At 60.3% G+C, this 26,330-nt stretch carries 33 protein-coding genes, 1 tRNA gene and 1 pseudogene; 26 read left to right on the forward strand and 9 right to left on the reverse strand.

The features are described 5' to 3' along the window. Window positions 1-18 precede the first annotated feature (18 nt). A complete protein-coding gene (locus tag ACMGF5_RS25460) occupies window positions 19-342 on the reverse strand; it encodes a DUF1654 domain-containing protein (protein ID WP_414157430.1) in 324 nt (107 codons plus the stop codon). A gap of 569 nt (window positions 343-911) precedes the next feature. On the opposite strand from ACMGF5_RS25460, the gene ACMGF5_RS25465 reads away from it, so the two are divergent. From ACMGF5_RS25465 to yejK, 6 genes are all read left to right on the forward strand, one after another. Next, a complete protein-coding gene (locus tag ACMGF5_RS25465) occupies window positions 912-1,586 on the forward strand; it encodes a polysaccharide lyase family 7 protein (protein ID WP_414157431.1) in 675 nt (224 codons plus the stop codon). Window positions 1,587-1,630: 44 nt separating this feature from the next. Then, the gene (locus tag ACMGF5_RS25470; protein WP_414157432.1) at window positions 1,631-2,014 is read left to right on the forward strand and encodes a response regulator transcription factor; all 384 of its coding nucleotides are present in this window, start codon (window positions 1,631-1,633) and stop codon (window positions 2,012-2,014) included. Between the two features lie 18 nt (window positions 2,015-2,032). Next, a complete protein-coding gene (locus tag ACMGF5_RS25475; protein ID WP_237858061.1) occupies window positions 2,033-2,302 on the forward strand; it encodes a hypothetical protein in 270 nt (89 codons plus the stop codon). After that, on the forward strand, window positions 2,299-2,847 hold the full coding sequence (locus ACMGF5_RS25480) for a hypothetical protein (protein WP_414157433.1): 549 nt from the start codon (window positions 2,299-2,301) through the stop codon (window positions 2,845-2,847). The genes ACMGF5_RS25475 and ACMGF5_RS25480 overlap by 4 nt, the downstream gene beginning before the upstream one ends. Window positions 2,848-2,928: 81 nt before the next feature. Continuing rightward, the gene (locus ACMGF5_RS25485; RefSeq protein WP_414157434.1) at window positions 2,929-3,396 is read left to right on the forward strand and encodes a hypothetical protein; all 468 of its coding nucleotides are present in this window, start codon (window positions 2,929-2,931) and stop codon (window positions 3,394-3,396) included. Window positions 3,397-3,581: 185 nt separating this feature from the next. Beyond that, complete coding sequence (yejK, locus tag ACMGF5_RS25490) at window positions 3,582-4,592, forward strand: nucleoid-associated protein YejK (protein ID WP_414157435.1); 1,011 nt, start codon at window positions 3,582-3,584, stop codon at window positions 4,590-4,592. 113 nt (window positions 4,593-4,705) lie between these two features. Here yejK and ACMGF5_RS25495 read toward each other — a convergent pair whose 3' ends face one another. After that, window positions 4,706-4,936, reverse strand: coding sequence for a hypothetical protein (locus ACMGF5_RS25495; RefSeq protein WP_414157436.1), 231 nt, complete (start codon window positions 4,934-4,936; stop codon window positions 4,706-4,708). Between the two features lie 312 nt (window positions 4,937-5,248). Between ACMGF5_RS25495 and ACMGF5_RS25500 the strand changes: the two genes are divergently transcribed. After that, window positions 5,249-5,641, forward strand: coding sequence for a hypothetical protein (locus tag ACMGF5_RS25500; protein ID WP_414157437.1), 393 nt, complete (start codon window positions 5,249-5,251; stop codon window positions 5,639-5,641). Window positions 5,642-5,989: 348 nt separating this feature from the next. Here the strand turns inward: ACMGF5_RS25500 and ACMGF5_RS25505 are convergent, their stop codons facing one another. Next, a complete protein-coding gene (locus ACMGF5_RS25505; RefSeq protein ID WP_414157438.1) occupies window positions 5,990-6,169 on the reverse strand; it encodes a hypothetical protein in 180 nt (59 codons plus the stop codon). A gap of 104 nt (window positions 6,170-6,273) precedes the next feature. Continuing rightward, window positions 6,274-7,263, reverse strand: a complete 990-nt coding sequence (locus ACMGF5_RS25510) for a putative phage abortive infection protein (protein ID WP_414157439.1) — start codon at window positions 7,261-7,263, stop codon at window positions 6,274-6,276. A 133-nt stretch (window positions 7,264-7,396) separates the two neighbouring features. Here ACMGF5_RS25510 and ACMGF5_RS25515 point away from each other — a divergent pair, with 133 nt between their 5' ends. The 10 genes from ACMGF5_RS25515 to ACMGF5_RS25560 all read left to right on the forward strand — a co-directional run bounded on the left by ACMGF5_RS25515 (window position 7,397) and on the right by ACMGF5_RS25560 (window position 14,405). Continuing rightward, window positions 7,397-8,599: a DNA cytosine methyltransferase gene (locus ACMGF5_RS25515; RefSeq protein ID WP_414157440.1), complete on the forward strand. Its 1,203-nt coding sequence runs from the start codon at window positions 7,397-7,399 to the stop codon at window positions 8,597-8,599. 711 nt (window positions 8,600-9,310) lie between these two features. Then, complete coding sequence (locus ACMGF5_RS25520; RefSeq protein WP_414157441.1) at window positions 9,311-10,273, forward strand: hypothetical protein; 963 nt, start codon at window positions 9,311-9,313, stop codon at window positions 10,271-10,273. Between the two features lie 623 nt (window positions 10,274-10,896). Beyond that, entirely contained in the window at window positions 10,897-11,169 is a 273-nt protein-coding gene (locus ACMGF5_RS25525; RefSeq protein WP_414157881.1) for a hypothetical protein, read from the forward strand. Further along, window positions 11,166-11,417: a hypothetical protein gene (locus tag ACMGF5_RS25530; protein ID WP_414157442.1), complete on the forward strand. Its 252-nt coding sequence runs from the start codon at window positions 11,166-11,168 to the stop codon at window positions 11,415-11,417. Before ACMGF5_RS25525 ends, ACMGF5_RS25530 begins: the two co-directional genes overlap by 4 nt. Beyond that, entirely contained in the window at window positions 11,414-11,737 is a 324-nt protein-coding gene (locus ACMGF5_RS25535) for a hypothetical protein (RefSeq protein ID WP_414157443.1), read from the forward strand. Before ACMGF5_RS25530 ends, ACMGF5_RS25535 begins: the two co-directional genes overlap by 4 nt. Beyond that, on the forward strand, window positions 11,734-12,153 hold the full coding sequence (locus ACMGF5_RS25540; protein ID WP_414157444.1) for a phage protein NinX family protein: 420 nt from the start codon (window positions 11,734-11,736) through the stop codon (window positions 12,151-12,153). Before ACMGF5_RS25535 ends, ACMGF5_RS25540 begins: the two co-directional genes overlap by 4 nt. Continuing rightward, complete coding sequence (locus ACMGF5_RS25545) at window positions 12,150-12,635, forward strand: class I SAM-dependent methyltransferase (RefSeq protein WP_367904212.1); 486 nt, start codon at window positions 12,150-12,152, stop codon at window positions 12,633-12,635. Before ACMGF5_RS25540 ends, ACMGF5_RS25545 begins: the two co-directional genes overlap by 4 nt. Before the next feature lie 56 nt (window positions 12,636-12,691). Next, complete coding sequence (locus tag ACMGF5_RS25550; protein ID WP_414157445.1) at window positions 12,692-13,069, forward strand: hypothetical protein; 378 nt, start codon at window positions 12,692-12,694, stop codon at window positions 13,067-13,069. Window positions 13,070-13,108: 39 nt separating this feature from the next. Next, on the forward strand, window positions 13,109-13,354 hold the full coding sequence (locus tag ACMGF5_RS25555) for a DUF4224 domain-containing protein (RefSeq protein WP_414157446.1): 246 nt from the start codon (window positions 13,109-13,111) through the stop codon (window positions 13,352-13,354). A gap of 1 nt (window position 13,355) precedes the next feature. Then, window positions 13,356-14,405 carry a site-specific integrase gene (locus tag ACMGF5_RS25560; protein WP_119687427.1) on the forward strand — a complete coding sequence of 350 codons (1,050 nt, stop codon included), beginning with the start codon at window positions 13,356-13,358 and terminating at the stop codon, window positions 14,403-14,405. Between the two features lie 99 nt (window positions 14,406-14,504). Here the strand turns inward: ACMGF5_RS25560 and ACMGF5_RS25565 are convergent. Together ACMGF5_RS25565 and sohB are read right to left on the reverse strand one after the other, a co-directional pair. Continuing rightward, window positions 14,505-14,578, reverse strand: a tRNA-Cys gene (locus ACMGF5_RS25565). A 152-nt stretch (window positions 14,579-14,730) separates the two neighbouring features. Next, window positions 14,731-15,750, reverse strand: coding sequence for a protease SohB (sohB, locus tag ACMGF5_RS25570; RefSeq protein WP_251962828.1), 1,020 nt, complete (start codon window positions 15,748-15,750; stop codon window positions 14,731-14,733). Between the two features lie 197 nt (window positions 15,751-15,947). On the opposite strand from sohB, the gene ACMGF5_RS25575 reads away from it, so the two are divergent. The 4 genes from ACMGF5_RS25575 to ACMGF5_RS25590 all read left to right on the forward strand — a co-directional run bounded on the left by ACMGF5_RS25575 (window position 15,948) and on the right by ACMGF5_RS25590 (window position 19,083). Further along, window positions 15,948-16,658: a histidine phosphatase family protein gene (locus ACMGF5_RS25575; RefSeq protein WP_125923970.1), complete on the forward strand. Its 711-nt coding sequence runs from the start codon at window positions 15,948-15,950 to the stop codon at window positions 16,656-16,658. Window positions 16,659-16,714: 56 nt separating this feature from the next. After that, the gene (locus ACMGF5_RS25580) at window positions 16,715-17,032 is read left to right on the forward strand and encodes an SCP2 sterol-binding domain-containing protein (protein ID WP_039601984.1); all 318 of its coding nucleotides are present in this window, start codon (window positions 16,715-16,717) and stop codon (window positions 17,030-17,032) included. A 192-nt stretch (window positions 17,033-17,224) separates the two neighbouring features. Continuing rightward, on the forward strand, window positions 17,225-18,292 hold the full coding sequence (locus tag ACMGF5_RS25585; protein ID WP_115274388.1) for a phosphotransferase family protein: 1,068 nt from the start codon (window positions 17,225-17,227) through the stop codon (window positions 18,290-18,292). A gap of 23 nt (window positions 18,293-18,315) precedes the next feature. Further along, entirely contained in the window at window positions 18,316-19,083 is a 768-nt protein-coding gene (locus ACMGF5_RS25590) for an SDR family oxidoreductase (RefSeq protein ID WP_414157447.1), read from the forward strand. On the opposite strand, the gene ACMGF5_RS25595 is transcribed toward ACMGF5_RS25590, so the two are convergent. Together ACMGF5_RS25595 and ACMGF5_RS25600 are read right to left on the reverse strand one after the other, a co-directional pair. Then, window positions 19,084-19,905 (reverse strand): class I SAM-dependent methyltransferase, encoded by an 822-nt coding sequence (locus tag ACMGF5_RS25595; RefSeq protein WP_115274387.1) that lies wholly within the window; start codon window positions 19,903-19,905, stop codon window positions 19,084-19,086. A 92-nt stretch (window positions 19,906-19,997) separates the two neighbouring features. Beyond that, window positions 19,998-20,348, reverse strand: a complete 351-nt coding sequence (locus ACMGF5_RS25600; protein ID WP_012315062.1) for a hypothetical protein — start codon at window positions 20,346-20,348, stop codon at window positions 19,998-20,000. Between the two features lie 114 nt (window positions 20,349-20,462). Between ACMGF5_RS25600 and ACMGF5_RS25605 the strand changes: the two genes are divergently transcribed. Next, the gene (locus ACMGF5_RS25605; protein ID WP_115274385.1) at window positions 20,463-20,765 is read left to right on the forward strand and encodes an RcnB family protein; all 303 of its coding nucleotides are present in this window, start codon (window positions 20,463-20,465) and stop codon (window positions 20,763-20,765) included. Window position 20,766: 1 nt separating this feature from the next. Here ACMGF5_RS25605 and ACMGF5_RS25610 read toward each other — a convergent pair. Next, a pseudogene (locus tag ACMGF5_RS25610) lies at window positions 20,767-21,926 on the reverse strand (GGDEF domain-containing protein). A 223-nt stretch (window positions 21,927-22,149) separates the two neighbouring features. Between ACMGF5_RS25610 and ACMGF5_RS25615 the strand changes: the two are divergent. From ACMGF5_RS25615 to ACMGF5_RS25630, 4 genes are all read left to right on the forward strand, one after another. Then, window positions 22,150-22,329 (forward strand): hypothetical protein, encoded by a 180-nt coding sequence (locus tag ACMGF5_RS25615; protein WP_046785716.1) that lies wholly within the window; start codon window positions 22,150-22,152, stop codon window positions 22,327-22,329. Between the two features lie 51 nt (window positions 22,330-22,380). Further along, complete coding sequence (locus ACMGF5_RS25620) at window positions 22,381-22,767, forward strand: glycine zipper domain-containing protein (RefSeq protein WP_039604046.1); 387 nt, start codon at window positions 22,381-22,383, stop codon at window positions 22,765-22,767. A gap of 182 nt (window positions 22,768-22,949) precedes the next feature. Next, complete coding sequence (locus ACMGF5_RS25625; protein WP_196996611.1) at window positions 22,950-24,779, forward strand: SLC13 family permease; 1,830 nt, start codon at window positions 22,950-22,952, stop codon at window positions 24,777-24,779. Between the two features lie 125 nt (window positions 24,780-24,904). Beyond that, entirely contained in the window at window positions 24,905-26,326 is a 1,422-nt protein-coding gene (locus ACMGF5_RS25630) for a diguanylate cyclase (RefSeq protein WP_414157448.1), read from the forward strand. Window positions 26,327-26,330: the final 4 nt, after the last annotated feature.

Below are 26,330 nucleotides of genomic sequence, written 5' to 3' on the forward strand. Positions count from 1 at the left end.
GCGGGCTTTTTATGGGCGTCAGAAGGGTGCCTCCTCCTCCACCTCGACCTCGCTGTCCTCTTCGATGATGAAGTCGTCCCGCTCCTGAAGCGCGCTTCGCTCCCACCTCACGGTCACCGTGCCGTCGTCATTGAAGGTCATGTCCAGCTCGGGCACTTCTGCGATCAGACCGATCACCTCCTCCCACTCTGCTTCCCCGTCCGTGTCCAGGCGATGGATCGTCACCCAGCGCTGTGTCTGCGCGATCGGATGGTTGATCATCGACGACACCCTCAGGCTCAGCCTCTCTAGCCCGGTCATTTCCTGACGCTGCTTCGGCGCCGCTTTGTTTTGCTTGGACATAGTTCCATCTCCGAAAACTGTATATTCGTACAGTTATTTCAGAATCATAGCGCAGTGCTAAATCTCAGGTAAAGGCTCTGCTCAAGAACTCCTGTCCAGGAAGCATTTTGTCGCTCAGCGAAAATAATTTAGCTACGAGCTATTGACGATGCTTTAGCGCTTGGCTAAATTTCACCTCAAGCAGTCACCCCCAGGGACTGCCGAGGCCCTCACCGGCCAACGCTCTTTACACAACCAGACGTGACCACCTCGACGCACCCAGGCCATTACCTGGGTCGGGACAAGCTAAGTCGTCGACCACGCAGCCTCTGGATAGCTGCCGGACTCCCCCATGGGAGGACGCCAAACCATGCAGCCAGCCGGGAAGAACACCGAACACGAAATGTGTGACCCGGCCAGGTGGGGATAGCCGCGGCAACAAGCATGGGGCGGACAACAGATTTCACTGGCTGGCCTTGGCGACAGGGCCAGACGGGAAACCACCCGACATAGCTGAGCGGTTCGACGGCCACCAAGCCGAAGCTCCATCAGGCCGACACCACAACCCTCTCGCCATCAGGAGGCGTGCCATGACCGTAAACATCAACAACCTGACGATTACCACTCCAGTAGCTATTTCATCCACCAATCCTGTGGCCCTGGAGCTTAGAGGCGCACAGGCGATTGCACAGCTTCCCAGCGTCGTGACTGTTTTATCTGATGGATCCGTCCGGTTCTCGGCGCCGACCAAGGGCGCTTCGAGCAAGAGCACTCATCGCACGCGGTGCGAGTGGAAAGAGCCTGTTTACTGGACTCTGGCGAGCGCGGCCGAGCACATCAACATGCAGGAGATGACGCTCACCAGGGTCAACTCAGCGCAGAAGGTCGTGATCTCGCAGTTGCACGTTAAGGACGACGACAGCCCACCGGTGAAGGTCTTCTGGAGCAAAGGGAACATCACCCTAGGATTCCGGCAGACGTTCAATCAGGCCACCCCAATCAACACGACGCTGCTCAAAGGCGTTCCCCTCGGTGCAAAGTTCAAAATCACTATCCGCGTACTGGCCTCGGGCGCCTTGACCGTGACAGCCGAGTGCGATGGAGATGCGGAATCGTCTGGTCGGCTAGAGCTGGATGACTCATGGCGCTCATCGCTGTTGAACTTCCACGGTGGCGTTTACAACCAGGTGGATTACACCGACTCGACGCCTGCCGAGGATGGCTCGGCCTGCATTATCAGCAGCCTATCGTTGACCCATAGCTGACCGGTATCTGATCACACACCAATGCAGCCCACCGAGGACACTTCATGGAAACGATCACCTGCGGCTCATGGATTGGCCAGCTCGGCAAGGCGCTGGCTCCCCGCGAGCTTGAAGCATTGCTGTGGGTGGCCCAAGGCCTCACCACCAAAGAAATCGCCCGGGAGATGGCAGTCAGCCCCGGCACTGTGGCCAACCGAATCGAGGCTGCGCTGTTCAAGTTGGAGGCCGGGCGCCGCATCGAGGCGGTCACTAAGGCTATGCGCCAACAGATCATCAGCCCGCTCTGCATCGCCCTCGCCTGCCTCATCGCCATGCATGCGGTGATCAACGACAGCGACCCGATGCGCCGCGACCGACGTGTGCCCGAGCGGCGTACCGCCCAAGTTCGAATCGTTCGCAAGGCCGAGGCCTTCGAGCTTCACGCCTGACCCTACCGAGGATCGCTTATGCACCACGCAATGCAGCAGCGCGTTGCCGGCCTGGCCGACATGCGAGCACGTACCTACATGGCAACTGCCGAGTTCTACGAGAAGATCGGGCGCCCAGCTCCACCGCCCGGCCCGCGCTTCCAGGCCGTCAACAAGGGAAAGGCGTGGCACGTCATCGAGATAGCCACCGGCAAGACCAAGGGTTTCTGCTTCAGCCATCAGGCCGCGATGAAGTTCGTGGATGCGATGGAGGCAGGCGCAGCGACAAAGCGGGGTGGCCTGCAGTGAATGGCACGCTAATCCCCGACCATCGTGAAGCGGTGCTGGCCGAGCTCAATGCGAGCATCGATAGCTTCTTCCTGGAAGGTGGCAGCGTGCAGACCTTGCCAGGCAGCCAGTACGTGCCACACAGGCCGCGCCGTGAACTGGAACCAGTACGAGCTCCAGCGGAGCCGCCGGTGAGTAAGCGAGTGGCCAAGCGGCTCGAGCACCTTGCAGCGATCCGGGCTTTAGCCCAGACCATGACCTACGCCCAAGCAATGGCTCATACAGGGCTTTCGCAATCAGCACTGGTCCGCGCTGCTGCCGCCGGCAAGTTCAAGTTTCAGCCCGACCCGAACTGGGGCAAGGGCAACCAGGGCAAAAAGCTCAGCGATCCAGCAGAAGACAGGGCCAAGGCTGAACAGATCGTTGCATATCGCAACGTCGGGATGACCCGGGCTGACGTTGTTCGCGAGCTGCAGATTTCCTTCAAGCAACTCAGCCGTCTTCTCCGGGACTTCGACATCAGCTTCCCAACCACCGCCGAAAAGCGAGCAACACGACAAGCATGAAACGCATCACCGCACGCGTCCGGCACGGCCGGCGCCAGCAATACATCAACTTGCCGCCCAGCGGCTTGGGAGGTACCAGCGATGGCCGAGGAAAAGACCGGTGTCGCGAAGCACTCGGCGGACTACCGAGCCCGGCAGAAGGCCCGGGCAAAGAAACTGGGCATAGAGAAGGTGTTCTTCAACATGCCGGAAGGGATCAAAGCTGCCATGGCTGCCGAGATCGAGCGCCACGGCTACGAACAGGTGCAGGAGCTCTGGCAGGACCTAGCCCTTTCGTGGATCGCACAGGATCCTGAGGAGCGGGCGCGTCGGCTTGAACGACCCGACGCGCCAGCTTTTTACATATCGCCAAAACTGGCGCGTCAGTTCAATGAGGCCAGCATGGCTGAACTGAGGCGCAACCCGGGCGACGAAATACAAAGCCCTACGCCAGTTTCCTTACCTTCACAACGGCTGACTCAACCTCATTCCAAGCATTTGAAACGTGAGGATGCTCAGCTTGACGGTACTTCGAGTTATCGAGGATCAATGACTTGGCCCTCTGGCTGATTTCTACCAGGTTCAAGTCCAAATCTTGAGTAGCTCCAAGCACGGCGACGAGAGCCTGTTCCAAAGCAATTTCGCGATCAGTTGCCATTTTCACTCCTAGTGTCCGGCTCCATGCCGGTCACCTGTAATAGACCAAACCTAACCACATTACCACCAGGCCGCCCGACGCCCACGGAGGAACACCCATGCCCATTCGCAACGCAGTGATGCACTACATCGACAAGAAGCCTGACGGCAGCCCAGCGGCGCTGCACATGGCCAGCTCCAGTTTGCCGGAAAACGGCGCTATCGAGGACCTGGTAAACGACGTCAACGACGGTTACAACGCCAAGACCGGCAAGGCGTGGGGCTTCTTCCACGGCGAGTCCGGCGCCTACCCCTTCAGCGGCTGGCTGTCCAAGTTCGTGAGCGGCGACATGGAGTTCATCGACTTTACGCGCACCGCAGTGGGGCACCTCACCCGCCTCATGGAGGAATCCAACCTGTCAGTAGGTGGCCATGTCCTGTTCGCCCTCTACCGGCAGGGAATGACCGACTACCTGACCATCGCCGTCTTTAAGCAGGCCGAGACCATCTCGGTAGCCGACGACCTCACCGTGTCGGTGTCGCGCCATCTGGACACCAGGGCCCTGCATTTCGCTGCCAGGATCAACCTGAGCGAGTGGAAGAACAACCCGGCCTCGCGTCAGTACATCTCGTTCATCAAGAGCAAGAACGGAAAGCGGCTTTCGCACTACTTCCAAGACTTCATCGGCTGCCAAGAAGGGATCGACAGTCCAGGCGAAACACGAACGCTGCTCAAGGCCTTCACCGACTTCGTGAGCGCTGAAGATCTGCCGAGCGACACCGCGAGCGAGAAGAGCCAGAACCTGGTGGCCTACGCACAGGCGCAGGGCAAGATCGGTGAGCCGATCAGCCTGGACGAGCTCTCCGAGGTACTGGATGAAGACAGGCCGAAGACCTTCGCTGACTTCATCAGAGCCGGCGATTACGGAATCTCCGAGGCCTTCGCCGCCGACAAGCGCACCCTCAACCAGTATCGCCGCTACACCGGGCGCGCCGAAGGCATGTCGATCAGTTTCGAAGCGCACCTGCTTGGCAAGCGCGTCGAGTTCGACCAGGACAGCGCCAGCCTCACCATCAAGAACCTGCCGACGCAGCTGATCGACCAGTTGAAGCGTTCCGCTGCAGGCTGAGAACTCCGCGCCACGAAATCACGGTGTCACCGGCTGTGGAGCGGAAGCTTGAGATGCTCAGGGCACGTGCATCACTTCAAATCTGCAGCGACGTGCAGTGATACTAACTTGGGTTACTCAACATCCAAGTCAGCCTGTATGCGCGCGGCCACCGATGGAGCCCAGTTCTGCCCTGTAATCTGATACGTGGACCGAGTCTTACTCACGATATGAATAGTATAGCGGTCGGAAACCTTTGTTGTTGGCGTGATGAATAGCCCTACCACTTCTCCCCAAGTCGCCATTCCGGCAGGCACTTCAGACTTAATGACCCCTGCTGACTTGTTCATCTCGACGATCGCCATGTTGGTACTCATGGCATTAACCGATGACTTCCATACCTCTGCGTACGGCTTGTTCGCCACCTCTACAGTTATGCCTTTGTCAGTAGGCTCAAGCCCGTCGATAGTCGAGCAGGCAGTAGCGCCGCTGGCCAATAACGCTAAACCTACCAATCGCAGAGAGCGCTTTATCACGTTCAGATTCCTAGTTTGACTTCGTTATCCGGCCGAGCACGATCGCAGGCCTGTTCTAGCGACCCCTAATACCTCATCCCAAACCAAATTGCCACCATGCCGCATCCGGCCACGGAGGGCGGCGCATGCATGGAGAAAACCATGAGCAACTACAACTGTGACTACGTTCGCCGCCATTACGACGTACCGGCCGAGATCGGGCGTCGCGTCATCGCCAACGGCGAGCCGGGAGTGATCATGGCCGACCGTGGCCACTACATCGGTGTGATCCTCGACAGCGACCCGAAGAAGCGCATCCGCAACTACCACCCAACCTGGGAGATGCAGTACGGCGAGATGGCCGAGAAGCTTCCGCTGAAACGCTACCAAGTGCTCGTCGCCGGCTGGGACTGGTGGGACTGGTGGGACATCACCAATCGAACAATCGTCGATGTTCTCGCAAGCACGCCGGCGCAGGCCAAGTACAAGGCCTACGAGCGCTGCGAATACCACGACATCGAGTGCATGTTCGGCTTCAAGGTTCGCCGGGCCTGATCACCCGGCGCTAAACGACAGCCTCAATTGCTACCGATCAACCTTCGCGGCGTCGGGGATACCCATCACAGATTAGCCGCTGCCCCATCACCGCAGCGCAGGATGGATGGAAGTACAGCGCTGAAATTGATCCCTCTGCGTTGAGGCCGTGGTACTCGACCCCAGCTCCCGAAATGTGTTTCCCGCATTCGAAGCAATTGTCCTCGCTGGCCAGGGGCTGAATGAACCGATCTGCATCTGGAAGGTTTCGATGGTAGGTCACGGCTTTCTCCAAGCTGGATATGGCCTTTCACTATCAACCACTTCGCAAAAACACGCCACCCCGGCGCTGACCGCCAGCGCCTTCCCCTATTCAACGACAGGGTCGGCGCCCAGGCCTTTCCGGTAGCGCGCAATCGCAATGATCTGGCGCAGGCAGATGACCATTTCCTTCTTCAGCTGGTCATCCGGCAGACCGATCTTTTTCAGCATTGCCTGGGCTTCTTCCTCGATTGAGGCAAGGGCCTCGGTATCGCTTTTCAGTGTCATGGCGACCTCCACCAGGTCGAGTCAACCATGGATTGATAGCTCAGCAGACAATGCGCGCCACTGCGGCGCCTTCCCCTATTCAAAGATAAAGCTCCCACAATCGCCTATTTTGACGGAGGTCCGATCCGTAGCTTCTCGATCAAACGTCGGTTACTACCATACGCCTCGAACGTAAAGAAATTAATGTGATCTTGATCCAAGAGAAGCGTCTCATCAAGATTATCAAATAAAGCAAAGCTGTAAACGTACTTAGTAAACTTACTCCCCTGCGGCGTCAGGCAATTATAAAAAATCATTACTAACTCATAGTCCGACATAAGTGATCGAACAAGCAAGCCAAATTTGGCCGCCCCAGAATGATTTGAGTTTTCGATCAACCGAAACACGGAATACAGGCTCCTATAATAAATGCCAAGATCAGACCTATAGTGCCAGTAAACTTGATTGTAGGCATGACAGTGCGGATCATTGACTATTAGCACGCCATAATAAAGCCGATAGTGATGGCCGACAAACCTATCCCAATGACGAAAGCAATCACGACCTTGCGCGACGATCTTTCTAGTTTTTGACTGTTGGATATCGAAGTTTTTTACCACCTCCTGCTGATGCTGGAGCATACTGTAGAACTGAGACTCAAAATTCTGCTCTCCAATTTGTTTACGTGTCTCAGACAAGTCCTTCCTCTGGAATAGCAAGGTAATCAACACGCCAGCAAATGCTAGACCAGAGCAAAGCGCGTTGATAGTTCCAAAACTATCGCCGAACACCCCTTTACGTAGCGTTTGAGGGATATACATAAATGGAATGTTCCACAACAGCATCACCATATACCCACTATAGAAATACAGAACAACAGCGAGCACAACAGCAACTCTGAAATAACTAGCGTGATTACTACCTTTCTTTTTTGCAAGACCGTAAAAATGCCAGACCAAGAATAAACTACCCCCCAGAAAAACAACGTACCACCAAGAGTTTACATCCGAAAAAGAGAGTTGCAGGAGGCTTGAATGAGCCTCCTCGCCCACCTGCCAACTTTTAATCAGATTTTTATGATCAAGCTCGGACGCTTGAAGTTCAAACCAGCTCAATGCGAGTTCCCCTGTTAGCCAAAATCACCTAATGGCCGCTATCTAACTACGAGCAGAGGCAAAACGCCACATAGAGATAACGAAATTTATCGACGTCAATCACTCCACTTCCTGCGTCTATCGAGAACTACCAATGCCCATCACCTATGGAAGCGTGTGCAGCGGCATCGAGGCCGCGACCGTTGCCTGGCACCCGCTGGGCTGGCGTGCCGCCTGGTACGCCGAGATCGAGCAGTTCCCCTGCGCGGTACTGGCTCATCACTACCCAGACACGCCAAACCACGGCGACATGACCCGCCTGTCGGCCATGGTGCTGGCCGGCAAGATACCGGCACCCGAGATGCTGGTCGGCGGCACGCCTTGTCAAGCATTCAGCGTGGCCGGCATGCGCGAAGGCCTGGCCGACCCCCGCGGCGCCCTCACCATCAAATACGTGGAGCTGCTCGATGCAATTGACCATGTTCGAACAATGCGAGGCGAGCCCGAGGCCGTCTGCCTCTGGGAAAACGTCCCCGGCGTCTTCTCCGACAAAGGCAACGCGTTCGGTTGCTTCCTCGGCGCCCTGGTGGGCGAATCCGAAGAACTCCAACCGCCAGGGGGCAAATGGAAGGACGCTGGTTGTGTGTATGGACCCACGCGAACAGTCGCATGGCGGGTTCTGGATGCCCAATATTTCGGCCTGGCCCAACGACGCCGCCGTGTGTTCGTTGTCGCAAGTGCTAGAGCAGGGTTCGATCCCCTCGAAGTACTTTTTGAGCGCGAAGGCGTGCGTCGGGATACTCCGCCGCGCAGAGGCGAGGGGCAAGACCTTGCCGGACGAGCTCCATTCGGCCCTGCTCTGCAGTGCGGATGTGGATATGTCTTCGGGTTAGACCTGGGCCAGCACGGCTGCCCGAACTGTGAGGGCGATGAGGGGCCAGCGTTTGAGGTGCTGGCCGGCGTTCCTGCCTACGGCGGCCACAGCCTTCAGGGTGATGTCAGCCAGGCCGCAACGCTGACCGCCAAGGACACGCGCCTAGACATCGAGAGCGAAACCTTCTGCATACACGGAACACAGGATCCGGACTTGCTGAAGGGCCTGGCGCATACCCTAGGTCGCAACAATGGCGCCGAGAACGCGCTCTTTGAAGGCGAAGGAATTCGCCGGCTGACACCGAAAGAATTCGAGCGCCTGCAAGGCTTCTCGGACACATATACCCGCATCCCCTATCGCGGCAAGCCCTCCGAGGAATGCCCTGATGGTCCGCGCTACAAGGCAATCGGCAACAGCAAGGCTGTGTATGTCGTTCGCTGGATTGGCCAGCGCATCCAGCAACAACTTGAAAGTATTGCTTGAGGCATCTTCATGCTCACAGAACCTGAACGATGGCCAATCAACTCGAGGTAGTTCCTAAAAGCCATGGATGTCGTCTTTCCATCCTCATAAACAGCGTAGGCTGAGTTCGACGTAATTCCCGGTAGTAATCGAGGCAGCGAGGTGGCCGCCTATCTTGGAATGCAGCATTAGCCTCATCAGCAAGCGTTAAAGCTGGACCAAAGTACAAAGCCTTCTGAGCGCTTATTGTCAAATCTAACCCATCTCGCCAGCCCTGTGTTACGCAGGACCTTAAAGCCTCAGTCACGAGCTTTCTCTCCGTGGCATTCAGATGAGCGGACCCGCCCTCTAGCTGCAAAAGGTGTGAAACAAACTCAGCTTGAGCGGCTCCTTCCTGTCTATTAACCAAGTGGCTGGATGTAAAGGTTTCAAGGATCGAAAACAATGTTAGTGCTACTGCACAGACTGAAGCAATCCCGAACTCCGGGCTAACATAGCCATCATAGAGGAGAATTGTGAACGCTAATGCGAGGCCTGCTGCAAAGCAGCCTGCAGCCCCCCAATAACGACCATCGAACCCGGCACTAAATGCCAAAACAATACCTGCTAAAAAAACTCCGCCGCTTAAAGCCAACTTTAGGTTCCACATGACTGACTGACCACGCTCCGGATTAAATATTGTTTGAGCTAATAATTTAACTCTTGCACCAACCTTGCGACAAGGAACTTCCGATGCCCACAGAAAACCGATCCAACGACGCCGACGGCTGGATAGCCTGCGACGACGGCCTGCACCTGATCCAGATGGACAAGAACCTCAGCCATTACGGCTGGGTGTTCAGGAAAATTGATGGAGGCCTGCCCTACTCGGTTCGTGAAGCCACACCCCACGAAATGGCGCATGCCCAAGCTCGCCAGCACCTGCGGATTGGAGTCGCGCAAATCGCTGGACAGGAGCCATCCCCGCAGCCCCACCCCGAGCCGATAGCCTGGATGGTTGGTACTGCCATCTGGTGGACCAAAGAAGAGGCAGAGAGGGATGCGGCAAATACTGGGCTACCGATTGTTGATCTGGGGCCGATGACCGGTGCCGCTGAGGTTGATCGGCTGCGGGTAGAGCTTGGCTACATGCGGGAGGAGCGCGACGACCTTAGCGCCAAGCTCGATCGTTTCTACTCGCGGAGCCATGGCATCAAGAACCTGGCCGCCATCGAGGAGCTGAGCGACAAGCTGGCCGAGCGAGATGCGCTGCTGCGCGACAAGTCTGGCGACCTTATCCGCATGGCGGCTCACCTAATCAGCGCACCGTTATTCGCCCTGCAAGACCTGCAGGACGAAGACAAGAAAATGACCAGGGCCCGAGTGGACAAGGCTGTCGACGCCGCAGACGCCAGGCTGAAGGATGCAGCCTACGAGCTCCGCCGAATCGCTGACGCCCTATCCGCCAGTGCAGAGCCGAGCGCACCGATCGCCTGGCATGTCGGCGGCAATGGCTATGACCGGATCTGCTTCGAGAAGCCAGACGATCTACCGGGCCGCCCTTGCATCCAGGCCATCCATGACCAGCGCCAGCTGATCGACCTGCTCAAGCGGTACGACCTGCGCGACGAGGACGTGCCACCAGACGAGCGCGCCCACGGCATCCCCGGCACCTCCTTCCAGCGACTGAACGCACTGGTCAGCCAGGGCGAGTAAGCCTCGGACCACAAAGAGCACATTTGTACTCCACCCAGCTGTAACCCCTCTCCCCTCTATTCACTGCCGCGATATGGCGGCCAACGGATCAGCTGCGGACACGCTTCACTGCCCCAGCAGCCATGAGGGCAGCGCCCGGTATCCAAAGACCGGGGTTCGAAGTGCCCAGCCCGACAGCAAGCAGCGCGATACCAATAGCAAACATAGCGTTCTCCTTAACCGAAAGATCCATTTCACAAACCTCGCCAATTTAAGCACAAGCCGGTCGCAGGAGCGGCCAAGGAATCGTCATGCCCGAGAAAAGTGGAATCACCCTCAACCGTGGGGCGCAGGATGTCGTGCTCGAGCGCCAGCGGCAGGTCAGCGACGAAGGCTATTCGCTGTATCGCGATGACGGCTACACCAGCGGCGAACTGGCCAGGGCGGCAAGCGTCTACGCACGGCTGGCAGGTCAGCCTGGCACCATGAGCACCGATTGGCCGTGGGCGCCGGGAGCATTCAAGCCAAGCGCTGATCGGCGCCGCGACCTGGTGAAGGCTGGTGCGCTGATACTCGCAGAGATCGAACGCCTCGACCGCCAAGGCCTGATCAGGTCAGCAGTGGTGCGCCGTGACGAATACGGCATGTTTCAGCACCCTGACCTGCCCGACTTCGACGAGGGCGACGTCGAGAAAAGCAAGGATTGGGTCGCCCAGCAGGGACTTGAGGTGGTCCGAGTCGATCTCGAAACCGACGCACCGGAGGACATCGCGGAACGCTACTTCGAGTCTGGCGACCCCGATTGCAGCTACTGGGATCCCAGTAAGCCAGATGGTGATGGCTGGTTCTGCCTGGCCATCTACGACACAGACGACGGGCCATCATGCTGGTGGGGTCGTCGAGTGGTGACGCCATGACCCGCCTCGCCCTCTGCCTCCTGCTGCTGGCCACCGGCACCAGCGCAACCGAGAACGTCATCGACGTGCAGCACGACAGCCAGCGCCGCGTCACCTGTTACCTGCTAAACGGGGTCGGCATCAGCTGCATCCCCGACAGCCAGCTGCAGGCCGGCAACGAGCGCCAGCTCTCCCCGCACGAAAACCAACCCGAACCTACACCCGCTCTGGCGCCTGGGCGCTGGATTGATGAGAGGTATCAGCTGTGAGCAGGAGGAAAAAACACTTCACCATCGTTTCCAGCGCAGAGCTGGAGGAATTGCGCCGCGACCGCGAGCGATTGAACGCGCTGGAGTCATGCTGCTGGGATGTTCGTTTCGAGAGTCACTCGAATGGCATGGACGGCGACTACACGATCGGCATTGAGATCGTCGGCCATTACATGGGCAAGCCATGTGCGCGGGTGCTCGGCGAGAACTCTAACGAGAACCTGCGCGCCGCCATCGACCAGGCGCTGACCGCTGAGGCATACCCGCCAGAACGCCCGGAGTACGACCAGTATGGTAATCCCGAGCGGAGGCACGCATGACCGACCTGATCGAAGTGAGGGTATCCAACCTGACTGGCCTTGCTCTGGACTGGGCCACAGGCATTGCAGATGGGCGCGAACTGGAGTTGCCCGGAGCAGTGAGAGGGCGGAATAACGTGGTCTGGTGTGATCCGTTCGTGGTTAAGCGGGATGGTCGCCCAGATTTCCATGACAAAACGCGCCGCAAGTGGCAACCGTCCACTGATTGGAGTACCGGCGGCCCGCTGATCGACAAACACCTCGGCAGCATCCATCACAACCCGCACCTGGAGGACAGCAGTTGCCGGTACAGCGCCGGCCCAGCAGCCGCCGGCATCTGGCTCTACGGGCCAACCGCATTGGTTGCCTTCTGCCGCACCCTCGTCCTCGCCAAGCTCGGCGATACCGTCCAGGTGCCCAAGGAGCTGCTGTCATGAGCGCTGCAGCCAAAGTGCTCGACCCCTGCAGCGCCAGCCGAATGATGTGGTTCGACAAGCAGGATCAGCGCGCCCTCTTCGGCGACATCCGCGACGAGGAGCACCTGCTCTGCGACGGACGGGTGCTGAAAGTTGAGCCCGATGTGCTGATGGACTTTCGCCGGCTGCCATTCGAGGCCTCAACCTTCCGCCTAGTCGTATTCGACCCACCTCACCTCACCCGGGCCGGCGTGGACAGCTGGATGCGCGCCAAGTACGGGGTGCTCACCAGCGACTGGCGCGAAGACATCCGTCAGGGCTTCGCCGAGTGCTTTCGAGTACTTGAACCCGAGGGCATCTTGATCTTCAAGTGGAACGAAACTCAGGTACTGGTCAGCGAGCTTTTGGCCCTGACGGATGAAAAACCCCTGTTTGGCCACAAGTCCGGCAAGCGCGAAAAGACGCACTGGATCACCTTCATGAAGCGCCACGCTTCAGCCTGACCCATCCCCCTACTACTCAAGCCCGCCGACATGCGCGGGCATGGAGAGCTATTGCCATGACGAAACACAAACACACGCCCGGCCCATGGGAAGTCCTGAACGAAACCGAGGTTTTCACCGGTCTCGGCGCTGACAGCGGCGATGGCGTGAAAGCACTCCCCTCTGACGGCTGGATGATCGCTGACTGCGGCGACTGCGTGACCTTCACCGAGATCGGCCCTGCGGAACTCAGCCGGGACCTGCGCCGGGCCAACGCAAAGCTGATCGCCGCGGCGCCCCTGCTTCTGGCCGACCTGACCGCAGCCGCCGCCCAGTTGCGCAAGTACGAAACCCTGCACAGGGCAAAGGGCACTGCTGACAGCCTGGCCAAAGCCGAGGTCAACGCTGAGTTGGCGTCACGGTTCGAACAGACCATCGCACTGGCCACGGCCTGACCACCAACCTGCCGCCACCGGCGGCGTGGAGACCATCCCATGGAAACCGAAATCCTTTTGGACGAAGAGCTGGTGGCGATCACCGGCTACAAACCCCGGGCGTGGCAGCGCCGTTGGCTCACAGAAAAAGGCTGGCACTTTGTCGAGAGCCGCGGCGGCCGGCCACTGGTTGGCCGCCAGTACGCCCGCCAGAAGCTCAGCGGCGTGGTGATTGACACCGTGCCGGTCGCTGCCGCCCCTCCACCAGCGCCCGCCTGGACCCCTGATTTTTCCCGAGTGAAGTGAAATGCGCCCAAGGAAGACTGAAAATCGCGACCTGCCACCAGGCATGTATCGCCGCAAGAGACAAAAAGCTAATGGCAAGGTGTGGGAGGCCCTGTACTACAGAGACAAGTCTGGCAAGGATATCTTTCTCGGCAATGACCTGGTGAAGGCCAAGTTGAAGTGGGCGGAACTGGAGGCCAAGTCGGTGCCGAAGGAACTGACCACTATGAGGGGAATTTTCGACGAGTACCTGCTAAAGATCATCCCGGGCAAGGCCGCCAGGACCCAAAAAGACAACATCTACGAGCTCAAGCAGTTGCGCGCCGTGTTCGACTCGGCGCCGATTGACGCCATCACGCCAGCGATGATCGCCCAGTACCGCGACTCGCGGTCGGCGAAGACCAGGGCGAACAGGGAAATCGCCCTGCTCTCTCACGTATTCAACACGGCCAGGGAATGGGGGCTCACCACCCGGGACAACCCGTGCCTGGGCGTGAGAAAGAACAAGGAGAAACCTCGCGACTTCTACGCCAACGAAACAGTTTGGCAGGCGGTGTATGAGGAGGCTCCACCGGAGCTGAAGGATGCGATGGACCTCGCGTACCTGACTGGCCAACGGCCGTCGGACGTGCTGTCCATGCGAAAGGACGATATGGAGGGGATCTACCTGCTGGTAAGCCAAGGTAAAACCGGCAAGCGACTGAGGATCGTCTTGGAGATGGACGGGGTGAAGAACAGCCTGGGCCAACTGCTCGAGCGAATCATGCGCAGGACCAGCGAGCACCTGTCGCCGTTCTTCATCGTCAATGAGCACGGCAAGCGCATGAGCTGGCCGATGCTGCGCAACCGATGGGCAGACGCCCGAGAGGATGCCAGGGTCAAGGCCGAGGCCGAGAAGAAGCCCGACTTGGCCAATCGAATCGCCCAGTTCCAGTTCCGCGACATCCGGCCGAAGGCGGCGTCGGAGATCAACGACCTGAGCGAAGCCAGCGTGCTGCTTGGGCACTCGAAAGAGGGAATCACCGAACGCGTTTACCGGCGCGTCGGCGCCATCGCCAAGCCTTCAAAATGATGAAGTTTTGGGACTGGCATCAATTAGTTTTGGGACTTCGGTCTTTTCTTGCGTCCAAAGAAAAACCCCGCAGACGTTAATCTGCGGGGCTTTCGAATGTGGAGGCCGAGGTCGGAATCGAACCGGCGTAGACGGATTTGCAATCCGGAGCATAACCACTTTGCTACTCGGCCTCAAAGTTCGGATCTAGTTGCTTGCGCTTCTATCTCCTTGAAACGTAGAACCTTTTTCAAAGTTTGCTGCGTTTCGATGGGCGCCATTATGTCTGCATTCCGCCAACCTTGCAACCCCCTGAACAGAAAAAATATTCAAGGGGTTCAAGGTGTTAGCGCAAGCGGCCAAGTTTGCTCCACAGCCCCACCACGGCGTTCTCCACCGCACCGCTCGCCGCCATGCCGATTCGCTCCTGCAAGCTTTTGCGTTCGGCATAGTGCACATGGAACAGGTTGGCGTTGCGAGCACGCTCGCTGAGGTACTCGTCGCTGGTCTGCAACTGGTCCACCAGCTTGCGGTTTAGCGCGGCAACACCCAGCCAGACTTCGCCGGTGGCTACTTCGTCGATGTGCAACTGCGGGCGGTAGCGGGCGACAAAGTCCTTGAACAGCTGGTGGGTGATGTCCAGGTCTTCCTGGAACTTCTCGCGCCCCTTCTCGGTGTTCTCGCCGAACACGGTCAGGGTGCGCTTGTACTCGCCGGCAGTCAGCACTTCGAAATCGATATTGTGCTTTTTCAGCAGACGGTTGACGTTCGGCAACTGCGCTACCACGCCGATCGAACCGAGCACGGCAAACGGCGCGCTGACGATTTTCTCGCCGATACAAGCCATCATGTAACCACCGCTGGCGGCCACCTTGTCGATGCACACGGTCAGCGGGATGCCGGCCTGGCGGATACGCGCCAGTTGCGAGGCCGCAAGGCCGTAGCTGTGCACCAGGCCACCACCGCTTTCCAGGCGCAGCACCACTTCGTCATGTGGCGTGGCGAGGGTCAGCAGTGCCGTGATTTCGTTGCGCAGGCTTTCGGTGGCGGACGCCTTGATGTCGCCATCGAAGTCGAGCACGAACACCCGGCCCTTCTCTTCGGCCTTACCTTTTTTCTGCTGTTTTTCCGCTTTGGCCTGCTGCTTGCGCAGGGCTTTGAGCTGGGCCTTGTCGAGCAGGCCGGATTCCAGCCGCTCGCGCAGCTCTTTATAGAACTCGTTGAGACGGGTGACCTGCAACTGCCCGCCAGCCTTGCGCCGCCCCTTGCCGCGCAAGCCGGCGATGGCAGACAGCACCACCAGGATGGCAATCACCAGGGTGGCGGTTTTAGCGAGAAAGCTTGCGTATTCGGCAAGAAACTCCACGTTGACTCCTTATGAACCTGCGCCTGTACGGCGCGAAACTGTAGCAAGCATACCGGTGCGCCCGTGGCGCTGCCAGCTGCGGTAAACGCTGGCAACACAGTTCAAACGACCTTTTCAAACGCTTGTATGTTTTTTCGTTGACAGCCCGTGTGGCGCATCCTAACCTCGCAGCAACCTTCAAACGGCCGGATACCTTCGTGGGCAATCTCTACCTCATCCGACATGGCCAAGCCTCATTCGGTGCCGACGACTATGACGTCCTGTCGCCGGTGGGTGTGCGGCAAAGCCAGGCACTGGGTGAACACCTCGCCCGGCTGGACCTGCGCCTGGACCGATGCGTGGCGGGTGACCTGCGCCGCCAGCAAGACACTGCGCGGCTGGCACTGCAGGCACTGCAGGGTAATGGCTGCGCAGTGCCCGCCATTGAGACCGACCCTGCGTTCAATGAGTTCGATGCCGACGGTGTTATCCGTGCCCTGCTGCCCGGCCTGCTGACCGAAGAGCCGCAGGCCCTGCACATCCTGCGCAATGGCGCGCAGAACCGCAGCGAATTCCAGCGTCTGTTCGCCCTGATGGTACAGCGCTGGCACGCCGGCGAACATGCCGACGACGGCCTGGAAACCTGGCAGGCGTTCACCACGCGAGTCCAGGGTGGTTTGCAACGTGTGCTGGACAGCGCTGGCAGCGGCGACAATATCGCGGTGTTCACCTCGGGCGGCACCATTGCCGCCCTGCTTCACCTGACTACCGGAATTACCCCCAGCCAGGCCTTCGCGCTGAACTGGCAGATCATCAACACGTCGCTCAGCCAGCTGAAGTTCCGCGGCCGTGACGTGGCACTGGCTTCCTTCAACAACCAGGCCCATGTGCAGTTGTTGAAGGTGCCGGAGCTCATTACCTATAGGTGAGCCCGGCCTGTTGTGTCCCTGTTAGGGACGTGAAATCACTCAATAAGGAATGCGCCATGACCTCCGTAGCTGATGCCGTGAAAAAGATGCAAGAGAAGTTCAATCCGTCTGCAGCCGAAGGCCTTGACCTGGTGTTCGGCTTCGACATCACCGACGAAGGCAAGAAATACGCCCTGATCGTCAAGGACGGTACCTGCGACCTGCAGGAAGGCGAGAACCCGGACGCCAACTGCACCCTGGTCATGGACAGCGAAACCCTCAAAGGCATCGTCAGTGGCGAGACCGACGGCATGCAGGCGTTCATGGGCGGCAAGCTGCGCGTTGAAGGCGACATGATGCTGTCGATGAAGCTCAGCGAGCTGTTCCCTTCCTGAGTGATGGGCGCACCGCGCGAGACGAAAACCGAAGCCTGACCGGCTTCGGTTTTTTTTTGCCCGCCAGTGTGCATTCGGTGCAGTGATCGGCCGGCAACACCCAAACCTATATGGCACCTGGCACGCTTGTACCAGCGCATCGAGGCCATTAGATTAGCCAATAATCCTTGCGATCGATAATAAGGTAAACGCATGACGCTCACCGACCAGTCCACCCAGGTACGCCCCGGCGAAGAACTCGACGCGGCCGTCATCGACCCTTACCTCAAGGCCAATATCGCGGGCCTTGAAGGCGCACCGCGCATCAGCCAGTTCCCCGGGGGGGCCTCCAACCTGACCTACCTGGTCGCTTACCCAGACCGTGAGTTCGTGCTGCGGCGCCCGCCTTTTGGCCAGAAAGCCAAGTCGGCCCACGACATGGGCCGTGAGTTCCGCATCCTCAACCAGCTCAACAGCGGCTTCCCTTACTGCCCCAAGGCCTACACCCACTGCACCGATGAAACCCTGATCGGCGGCGAGTTCTATGTAATGGAGCGGGTAAACGGCATCATCCTGCGTTCGGACATTCCCGCCGAACTGAACCTGGATGCCACCCGTACCGAGGCCCTGTGCAAAAGCTTCATTGACCGCTTGGTAGAGCTGCACCAGGTCGACTACCAAAGCTGCGGCCTCGCCGACCTGGGCAAGCCTGAAGGCTACGTGCAGCGCCAGATCGAAGGCTGGACCGGCCGCTACGAAAAGGCCCTGACACCCGATGCGCCGCGCTGGGAGCAGGTCATTGCCTGGCTGCGTGAAAAGATGCCGGCCGACCACCCTCGCCCAGGCATCGTGCACAACGACTACCGCTTCGATAACGTGATCCTCGATGCTGAAAACCCCATGCGCATCATTGGCGTGCTGGACTGGGAGATGGCCACGATCGGCGACCCACTGATGGACCTGGGCAACAGCCTGGCCTACTGGATCGAGGCAGGCGACCCGGCGCCGGTGCAATTGATGCGACGCCAGCCGAGCAATGCCCCCGGCATGCTGACCCGCCGCCAGTTCGTCGATTACTACGCCGAGCGTGCGGGCATACGCCTGGACAACTTCGATTACTACTATTGCTATGGCCTGTTCCGCCTGGCGGGCATCGTGCAGCAGATCTACTACCGCTTCTACCACGGCCAGACCCAGGACAAGCGCTTCGCCCAGTTCATCCACATGAACCGGCTGCTGGAGCAGATGAGCTTGCAGGTAATGGCCAAGTCCACGCTCTGACGACAGACAACAAGGAAAACAGCATGTCCAAGACCCACCTGTTCGACCTCGATGGCAAGATCGCTTTCGTCTCCGGCGCCAGCCGTGGCATTGGCGAAGCCATCGCGCACCTGCTGGCCCAGCAAGGCGCCCATGTGATCGTTTCCAGCCGCAAGCTGGAGGGCTGTCAGCAGGTGGCCAATGCGATCATCGCCGCAGGCGGCAAGGCCACTGCAGTGGCCTGCCACATCGGTGAACTGGAACAGATCCAGCAGGTGTTCGCCAGTATCCGCGAACAGTTCGGGCGCCTGGACGTGCTGGTCAACAACGCCGCCACCAACCCGCAGTTCTGCAATGTGCTGGATACCGACGCAGGTGCGTTCCAGAAGACCGTCGACGTCAATATCCGCGGCTATTTCTTCATGTCGGTCGAAGCCGGCAAGCTGATGCGTGAAAACGGCGCTGGCAGCATCATCAACGTGGCGTCGATCAATGGGGTTTCACCGGGCCACTTCCAAGGTATCTACTCGGTGACCAAGGCAGCGGTGATCAACATGACCAAGGTCTTCGCCAAGGAATGCGCGCAATTCGGCATCCGCTGCAATGCCTTGCTGCCGGGCCTGACCGACACCAAATTCGCGTCGGCGCTGGTGAAAAACGATGCAATCCTCAACGCCGCACTGCAGCAGATCCCACTCAAACGCGTGGCCGACCCCAAGGAAATGGCCGGCGCCGTGCTGTACCTGGCCAGCGATGCCTCCAGCTACACCACCGGCACCGCACTCAATGTCGACGGTGGTTACCTGTCCTGATCAGGCCTTGATCGCCTGCAGGGTGTAACTCAGCGGCAAGCGCTCGGGCGCCAGGCGCAGGCGCCATTCGCCGTCGGCGCCTTTGTCCATCTGCCCGGGTAACGCCTCCCAGGGGATGCTCTGGTGCTCGACCAAGGCCGCCAGTTGCAGCCCTTGCGCCAGCAAGGCACTGATGACTTCGCCCAGGCCGTGGTTCCACTCATGGGTTTCGGTCTGGGTGAGGCGTTGATCGCTGTCGACGTAGGTCTGGTCGCTGTGCCAAACCGTCGGTGCTTCTTGTTCGAAGTAGGGATACTCCAGTTGCAGCCGGTCCTGGTGGTCTTCATTGACGGCCATCAGCATCGGGTGCCCATCGCGCAGAAACAGCCGTCCGCCAGGTTTGAGCAAGGCCGCCACTGCACGGGCCCAAGGCTCGATGCGCGGTAGCCAGCACAATGCACCGATACCGGTGTAGACCAGGTCGAAGGTGCTTGCCTGCAGTGCCTGATCGGCCTGATAGACATCGGCTTCTACGTAGTCGATGGCCGTATTGCAACGCCCGGCAAGGCGCCGCGCCTGCATCAGCGAAGCTGCCGAATAGTCCAGGCCGCAGACCAGCGCGCCCAACCGCGCCAGCGACAAGGTGTCGGTGCCGATATGGCATTGCAGATGAGCTGTGCGCAGGCCTCGAATATCGCCAAGGCGTGGCAAGTCGAAGCGTACGGTCTCGGAAAGGTGCGCGGGCTGCTGGACCAGCAGCTCGACCTCGTAGTCCTTCGAGGCGGCATGCAGCGGCGCGCGCTCATCCCAGCTGGCGCGGTTGAGTTGATGCGATCGGTCCATGATTGTACGTCCTTGTTGTTTAGGTTACGGTCCCCGGCCCCTTGGCGGGCTTGCCAGCGAGGCGCCGGCAAAGCCCCCAATAGCTCCAAGCGTTACAGGCAGGTGGCCGCCGCCGCCCGCCGCTGCAACGCCACACCGTCGTTCTTCTGCGCGTAGTAATCCACCCGCGTGCCACCCGCCTGCGGGTAGACATCCACGAACGATTCCGCTTCGCGGGTATACACCGTCAGCCCACCTTGCTTGCGCGACTCCAGATAGCCGCTAGCGTCATCCCCGAACACATCCTCTTTCTGCCAGCTGAACTGGATGCATTGGGCCACCAGCTCCGGCGCCTTTTGCGAATCGAGCTGTGCAGTCGGCTTGCCGCCACGGGCCGTATCCATGGCTGCAGAAGCGCAACCGACCAATACCAGCGCCGCAGCCATCGGCAGAATTGCTCGCATGTTCCATCCTCGGGGCAAAAAAGAAAGCGACTCTAGCACTGCGCAGCATTGCGAGTGAATTGTCACACGGGGGCTGTTGTCGCAGATAAGGCATGCCGCCAACAGGAGATTGTCATGAAAGTACCTCGTCTTTTGCCTTCACTGCTACTCGCCGCCCTGCCCTGCCTGCCAATGATGGCGTCAGCCGCACCCTCGGCTGAAGAGAGCGTTACCGCACCAGAAACTCACAACCGCGAACTCAAAGTGGGCGACAAGGCCCCCGACCAGTACAAACGCGACGACGAAGCCTTGACCGACTGGAAGGCCAAGGGCCTGCCAGCACCGGAGAAAGAAAGCCACTGGGTACGCATGGGCGACCACTATGTACTGGTGCAGATCACCAATGGCGTTGTGCTGGCCATCCACCCGGCGTCCTGACTCAACCGGCAGCGGTCAACGCCGCCATGTGCACCGTGTTGCGCCCGGCTGCCTTGGCCTGATACAGCGCCGCGTCAGCCTGGGCGAGCAGGCTCGCGGTAGTGTCGTGCGGGCCAGGCACGCCGCACCACAGCCCCACGCTGAAGCGCAGCGTGATCTGGTCACCGGCAAAGTGCGCCGGGCTGAGGGCAATGGCCTCCCTCAGGCCCTGCAAGGCTGCCATCGCGCCGTCACGATCGGTGCGTGGCAACAGCAGCAGAAACTCCTCCCCCCATAGCGGCCAAGACTGTCGCCGTTGCGCAGGCGCTGCTCCAACTGACGCACGCAATGGCACAACACCTCGTCACCGGCCAAGTGCCCATACAGGTCATTGATACGCTTGAAATGGTCGAGGTCGATCATCGCCACGGCCAAGCTGCTGCGTTCGCCACGGGCGCGGTCCAGCTCGCAGGCAAAGCGCTCCAGAATCGCCCGCCGGTTGTAGGTGCCCGTCAGCACATCGCGCAAGGCCAGGTGCTTAAGGCGTGATTCGCTGCGCTCCTTGGCCATCAGCACCAGGCCGATGGAGTACATCATCACCGTTACCGTACCGATGGCGACGGAAATGCTCTGCTTGAGGTTGCTGGTGTCGTAGCGCATTTCCACGGCCGTGCCATTGACCACTGCAAGCGCACGCATGCCCAGCCCGACCAGGCTGACAAGGGCGCCAATCTGCAGCAACAGGTGCGCCCTGCCCGGCCGTTCGACGTGGCGCCGCACCCAGTACAGGATCAACGTGCACTGCAGCATCAGCACCAGCGTCGCCAGCAGCATGCGCGGCTCCACGGTGTCGAGCAGCAGCATCAGGCCCACCAGCATGCAGGCGGGAATGATGAAGACCTGCCGCCACGGCACAGCCTGCTCGCGCACGCGAAACAGGCTGGCCGAATAGAAGGCCAGGGCCAGTGATAGCAGGCTGTTGCCCACCCCATAGCTGAGCCACAGCGGGGCGTGCCCATAAACGGTGTAGCAAACGTAGGCCAACGCGTGGGCGAGCAAACCGCAAGCGGTAAGCCAGAGGTTGTCTTGGCGATTGGACTGGCCGACCAGCAACAGGCAGAACGCCAGGATGGTCGCGACCAGTGCAACGGCGGCGAACAGCGTGGGTGTATGGGCGATCATCATGATTCACCGTGTGGCAGATGGCCGTCTTCGTTGCGGCCTGTGCCAAGTCTAAGCGCCCAGCCGCAGTCGAGCCATGACCGAGCGGGACAGAACAGCAGCCGGCAGGTACGCCACTCGTCGTCACCGCGGCAAAAAATTGACCGCCCAGGAAACCAAACGGATCGATCACAGTCTCAGCAAGTGTCCCGTAAACCTATGCGGATCAAGGACCTATATCGTGATGACCCGCCTTGCAAGCCTTTCTCTGATCGCCGCTTTTCTGTTGGTTGCCGGCTGCCACCATCATCGCTACCACGATGACGATGGCGGATGGCGCGATGGCGACCGTGATCACCGCCACCATCACCGGCATGACCGCGACGATGACGATCGCCGCTACCGTGACCGCGGCTACCGCTGACACGTCTTTGCAATCCACTCTTAACCTGATGATTCTTCGAGGCTCCCTATCATGCGTCTGACTTTGCCTTCCCTTGCCCTTGGCCTGCTGCTGTGCCAAGGCGCTTTCGCCGGTGACGGTACCGCCGCCATCGGCGGTGGCCTGGGTGGCGTCCTGGGTAATGTTGTCGGCCAACAGCTCGGCGGCAGCACTGGTGCAGCTGTCGGCGCAGGCCTTGGCGGTGCCGCAGGCAGCGCGGTGGCTGCGCGCAAGGGCAACCGCACCGAAGCCGCCATCGGCGGTGGCCTGGGCTCGGCAGGCGGTTCGCTGTTGGGCGGCAAGGTCGGCGGCTCGACCGGCTCGACCATCGGCGCCGGCCTGGGCGGCGCGGCAGGTGGTGCGATTGGCAACCACCTGGGTGACAACAACGGCAAGAAGCACCGCCGCCACCGTCACTGATTCAGCGCAGCCTCTGCAGGGGCCGGCTTGCCGGCTCCTGCATCGATCACCCAGTCTCCCGCTGCCTTAACAAGGCAAACCCTCTCCCCGCTGACCCTCATCAACACCCTCTTCACCACAAGCTGCCACACTGACTGCTACTGTCTTTCGTGCCCCCTTGAGTGAAGGAACACCCCCGCCCCATGAACCAGGAACTGCTCTGGGTCCTCGGCCTGCTGGCTGTCGTCATCATGCTCTTTGTCATCAACCGACCACGCATGGACGTCGTCGCGCTGCTGGTGATTCTCGCCCTGCCACTGTCGGGCATCCTCACCGTGGAGCAGGCCCTGGCCGGCTTCAGCGACCCCAACGTGGTATTGATTGCTGCCTTGTTCGTGATCGGCGAAGGGCTGGTGCGTACCGGCATCGCTTATCGCATCGGCGAATGGATGAGCGACCGGGCAGGCAACAGCGAGGCGCGCCTGCTGGTGTTGCTGATGGTGTCAGTGGCCGGGCTGGGCTCGGTGATGAGTTCGACGGGCGTGGTCGCGATCTTCATCCCGGTGGTGCTGAGCATCGCTGCACGCCTGCAGATTTCGCCAAGCCGCCTGATGATGCCGCTGAGCTTCGCCGGCCTGATCAGTGGCATGCTCAGCCTGGTGGCCACACCACCCAACGTGGTGGTGCACAGCGAACTGGTACGCCAAGGCGAGCAAGGTTTCAGCTTCTTCAGTTTCACGCCGTTCGGCCTGGTGGTGCTGGTGCTGGGGATTGGCTACATGCTGCTGACACGCCACTGGCTCAACGGCGAAGTACGCAAGGACGGCCGGGTGGAGAGCCGCCGCACCCTGCTCGACCTGGTACTGGACTACAAGCTCAACGGCCGGGAGCGGCGGCTACGTATTCGGGCGCAATCGCCGTTGATCGGCCATACCCTCGGGGAGCTTGAGCTGCGCACCCGGCATGGCGCCAACGTGATCGGTATCGAGCGCCAGCACAAGTTCACCACGCGGGTGATCGCCGCCGATTCGAGCACCGTCCTGCAGCAGGGTGACGTGCTGCTGCTCGACCTGTTCGCCAATCGCGATGACCTGCGCAGCCTGTGTCAAACCATGCAACTGGAACCTCTTCATTTCAAGGCCGCTTATTTCATCGACCAGTCCCAGGAGTTGGGCATGGCCGAAGTGTCCCTGCCCCACGGCTCGCAACTGATCGGCAAAAGCATCCTGGACCTTGCCTTTCGTACCCGCTACGGCCTCAACGTGGTTGGCTTGCGCCGTGAGCAGGCGGCGATCGACGAGCGACTGGTGGAAGAACCGCTGCGCCTTGGCGACACGCTGCTGGTCGTCGGCCCCTGGAAGGCGGTACGCCAGCTGCAAAGCCAGCCAAAGGACTTCCTGGTACTGAGCTTGCCTGCCGAGATCGACCAAGTGGCACCGGCCCGTACCCGGGCACCCTATGCCCTGATCAGCCTGGCGGTGATGGTCGGGCTGATGGTCAGCGGCGTGGTACCCAATGTGATCGCCGCGTTGATCGGCTGCCTGCTGATGGGGGCCGGGCGCTGCATCGACATGAACAGCGCCTACCGCGCCGTTCACTGGCCAAGCCTGATATTGATCGTCGGCATGCTGCCCTTCGCCCAGGCGCTGCAGCAGACCGGGGGTATCGACCTGGCAGTGGGCGGGCTGGTCAGCCTGCTGGGCGGCGCCGGGCCGATCGCCATGCTCGCCTGCCTGTTCACGGTCACAGCGGTGATCGGCCTGTTCATCTCCAACACCGCCACCGCCGTACTGATGGCGCCCGTTGCCATCAGCACGGCAACACAGTTGGGCCTTTCGCCCTATCCGTTCGCCATGACTGTGGCCTTGGCGGCATCCGCGGCGTTCATGACCCCGGTTTCCTCACCGGTGAATACCTTGGTGCTCGGCCCGGGCCAGTACCGCTTTGCCGACTTCGTCAAGGTGGGCGTGCCCTTCACAGTGCTGGTGATGCTGGTGACGGTACTGATGGTGCCATGGTTCCACGGTTTATGACGCCAGAGGATATTGGCCATTATCCTGCGCGATCTCGGCAGATTGACATTGAGTGGCCTGCGCAAACAAACTGGGGTGTTATTGCCCCAGGTGCCCACAGCCGTTGTCCTGGATTTCGTCTCCGCTTGTCGGTCGAGCCTATGGTTTTTCCAGCCCAGTCGCGCTTGTTGCCCTATTTCGCCGTGTTCGGCCTGACCTTCGCCCTGACCCTGGGCGGCATCCTGGCACGGCCAATCGAATCCTTGTCCCTGTTCTGGCCCGTCAATGCAGTGCTGGCCGGTGTGCTGTTGCGCTACCCGCGCCACGCCACCCCGGTGAGTTTCACCCTGGCCTGGCTGGCCATGATCGCCGCCGACCTGGCTTGCGGCAGCGCCTGGCGCTCGGCGCTGTGGCTCAACCTGTGCAACCTGAGCGTAGTGGTGACGGTGTGGCTCTTGCTGTCACGCTTACCGCGCCTGCACAGGCGCATGCGCAGCCCGCAGGGAGTGCTCAGCGTATTCGGTGCCTGCGCGGCCGGTGCCATGGTGGCGGCTTGCATGGCCTGCGTGGTGGCTGCCCCGTGGTTCGAGCAATCGCTGCGCACCACCTGGCTGGCGTGGTTCAGCGAGCAGTTCTCGACCGCAGTGCTGGTGCTGCCGGTGCTGCTGACGGCGCCATCGGCGCGCGCGCTGGTACGCAGTAGAGCCCAGGCCGTAAGCCTGCCCCCCTTGCTGGTGCTGCTGGCCTCGCTGGTCTTCAGTATCGCCTTCGGCGGGCCGGGGGCCATTGCCTTCCCGATCGCAGCACTGCTGTGGTGCGCGTGGACCTACTCACCGTTTCTGGTTTCATTGCTGACACTGACTACCGGCAGTACGCTGATCGTTGCGGTGGCGCAGAACCTGATGCATTTCAGCGTGCCGCAAAGCGAGCTTGGGGTCACCACATTGATGTCGGCCCGCCTGGGCATCGCCATGCTGGTGCTCGGGCCGCTGGTGGTTTCTTGCGTCAGCCAGGCCAACCGTAGCCTGCTGGCGCGCCTGGCGCATCAGGCCACCATCGATCACCTGACCGGAGCACTGACCCGCAGCGCCTTCACCCGCCGCGCCAATGCCCTGCTCGACAGCCGCCAGCAACATGCCCAGGCATTGCCGCTGACCTTGATGATGCTCGACATCGACCATTTCAAGTCGATCAACGATCGCCATGGCCACGCCGTAGGCGACCAGGTGCTGCGCCAGTTCGCCCACACCCTGCAAGACCAGTTGCATGAAGGCGAGCTGCTGGCGCGTATGGGCGGTGAAGAGTTTGTAATCCTGCTGCCGGGCCTCGCGCCAGACCGGGCCAACTTCACCGCTGAGCGCTTGCGCAGAGCGGTCCAGGACCTACACCTGGCGCAGGGCGACGAGCGCCTGCAGATCACCGTCAGCATCGGCCTGGACGGCTGCGCCGGGCATGAACCGGCGCCGGGTCTGGACGAACTGTTGGCCCGTGCGGACCAGGCGCTGTACCGCGCCAAGGCCCACGGCCGCAACCGTGTCGAACTGGCAGAGGCACAGGGCGCCGGGTAATTTG

The organism is Pseudomonas sp. BNK-15 (assembly GCF_047456105.1).
In the GTDB taxonomy this organism is placed as follows: Bacteria; Pseudomonadota; Gammaproteobacteria; order Pseudomonadales; family Pseudomonadaceae; genus Aquipseudomonas; species Aquipseudomonas putida_E.

Excerpts from the sequence above, each read along its gene's own strand:
- ACMGF5_RS25460 (WP_414157430.1), bottom strand. The coding sequence starts at position 342 with ATGTCCAAGCAAAACAAAGCGGCGCCGAAGCAGCGTCAGGAAATGACC.
- ACMGF5_RS25465 (WP_414157431.1), top strand. The coding sequence starts at position 912 with ATGACCGTAAACATCAACAACCTGACGATTACCACTCCAGTAGCTATT.
- ACMGF5_RS25470 (WP_414157432.1), top strand. The coding sequence starts at position 1,631 with ATGGAAACGATCACCTGCGGCTCATGGATTGGCCAGCTCGGCAAGGCG.
- ACMGF5_RS25475 (WP_237858061.1), top strand. The coding sequence starts at position 2,033 with ATGCACCACGCAATGCAGCAGCGCGTTGCCGGCCTGGCCGACATGCGA.
- ACMGF5_RS25485 (WP_414157434.1), top strand. The coding sequence starts at position 2,929 with ATGGCCGAGGAAAAGACCGGTGTCGCGAAGCACTCGGCGGACTACCGA.
- yejK (WP_414157435.1), top strand. The coding sequence starts at position 3,582 with ATGCCCATTCGCAACGCAGTGATGCACTACATCGACAAGAAGCCTGAC.
- ACMGF5_RS25495 (WP_414157436.1), bottom strand. The coding sequence starts at position 4,936 with ATGGCGATCGTCGAGATGAACAAGTCAGCAGGGGTCATTAAGTCTGAA.
- ACMGF5_RS25500 (WP_414157437.1), top strand. The coding sequence starts at position 5,249 with ATGAGCAACTACAACTGTGACTACGTTCGCCGCCATTACGACGTACCG.
- ACMGF5_RS25505 (WP_414157438.1), bottom strand. The coding sequence starts at position 6,169 with ATGACACTGAAAAGCGATACCGAGGCCCTTGCCTCAATCGAGGAAGAA.
- ACMGF5_RS25515 (WP_414157440.1), top strand. The coding sequence starts at position 7,397 with ATGCCCATCACCTATGGAAGCGTGTGCAGCGGCATCGAGGCCGCGACC.
- ACMGF5_RS25520 (WP_414157441.1), top strand. The coding sequence starts at position 9,311 with ATGCCCACAGAAAACCGATCCAACGACGCCGACGGCTGGATAGCCTGC.
- ACMGF5_RS25525 (WP_414157881.1), top strand. The coding sequence starts at position 10,897 with ATGTTTCAGCACCCTGACCTGCCCGACTTCGACGAGGGCGACGTCGAG.
- ACMGF5_RS25530 (WP_414157442.1), top strand. The coding sequence starts at position 11,166 with ATGACCCGCCTCGCCCTCTGCCTCCTGCTGCTGGCCACCGGCACCAGC.
- ACMGF5_RS25540 (WP_414157444.1), top strand. The coding sequence starts at position 11,734 with ATGACCGACCTGATCGAAGTGAGGGTATCCAACCTGACTGGCCTTGCT.
- ACMGF5_RS25545 (WP_367904212.1), top strand. The coding sequence starts at position 12,150 with ATGAGCGCTGCAGCCAAAGTGCTCGACCCCTGCAGCGCCAGCCGAATG.
- ACMGF5_RS25550 (WP_414157445.1), top strand. The coding sequence starts at position 12,692 with ATGACGAAACACAAACACACGCCCGGCCCATGGGAAGTCCTGAACGAA.
- ACMGF5_RS25555 (WP_414157446.1), top strand. The coding sequence starts at position 13,109 with ATGGAAACCGAAATCCTTTTGGACGAAGAGCTGGTGGCGATCACCGGC.
- ACMGF5_RS25560 (WP_119687427.1), top strand. The coding sequence starts at position 13,356 with ATGCGCCCAAGGAAGACTGAAAATCGCGACCTGCCACCAGGCATGTAT.
- ACMGF5_RS25580 (WP_039601984.1), top strand. The coding sequence starts at position 16,715 with ATGACCTCCGTAGCTGATGCCGTGAAAAAGATGCAAGAGAAGTTCAAT.
- ACMGF5_RS25585 (WP_115274388.1), top strand. The coding sequence starts at position 17,225 with ATGACGCTCACCGACCAGTCCACCCAGGTACGCCCCGGCGAAGAACTC.
- ACMGF5_RS25590 (WP_414157447.1), top strand. The coding sequence starts at position 18,316 with ATGTCCAAGACCCACCTGTTCGACCTCGATGGCAAGATCGCTTTCGTC.
- ACMGF5_RS25595 (WP_115274387.1), bottom strand. The coding sequence starts at position 19,905 with ATGGACCGATCGCATCAACTCAACCGCGCCAGCTGGGATGAGCGCGCG.
- ACMGF5_RS25600 (WP_012315062.1), bottom strand. The coding sequence starts at position 20,348 with ATGCGAGCAATTCTGCCGATGGCTGCGGCGCTGGTATTGGTCGGTTGC.
- ACMGF5_RS25605 (WP_115274385.1), top strand. The coding sequence starts at position 20,463 with ATGAAAGTACCTCGTCTTTTGCCTTCACTGCTACTCGCCGCCCTGCCC.
- ACMGF5_RS25615 (WP_046785716.1), top strand. The coding sequence starts at position 22,150 with ATGACCCGCCTTGCAAGCCTTTCTCTGATCGCCGCTTTTCTGTTGGTT.
- ACMGF5_RS25620 (WP_039604046.1), top strand. The coding sequence starts at position 22,381 with ATGCGTCTGACTTTGCCTTCCCTTGCCCTTGGCCTGCTGCTGTGCCAA.
- ACMGF5_RS25625 (WP_196996611.1), top strand. The coding sequence starts at position 22,950 with ATGAACCAGGAACTGCTCTGGGTCCTCGGCCTGCTGGCTGTCGTCATC.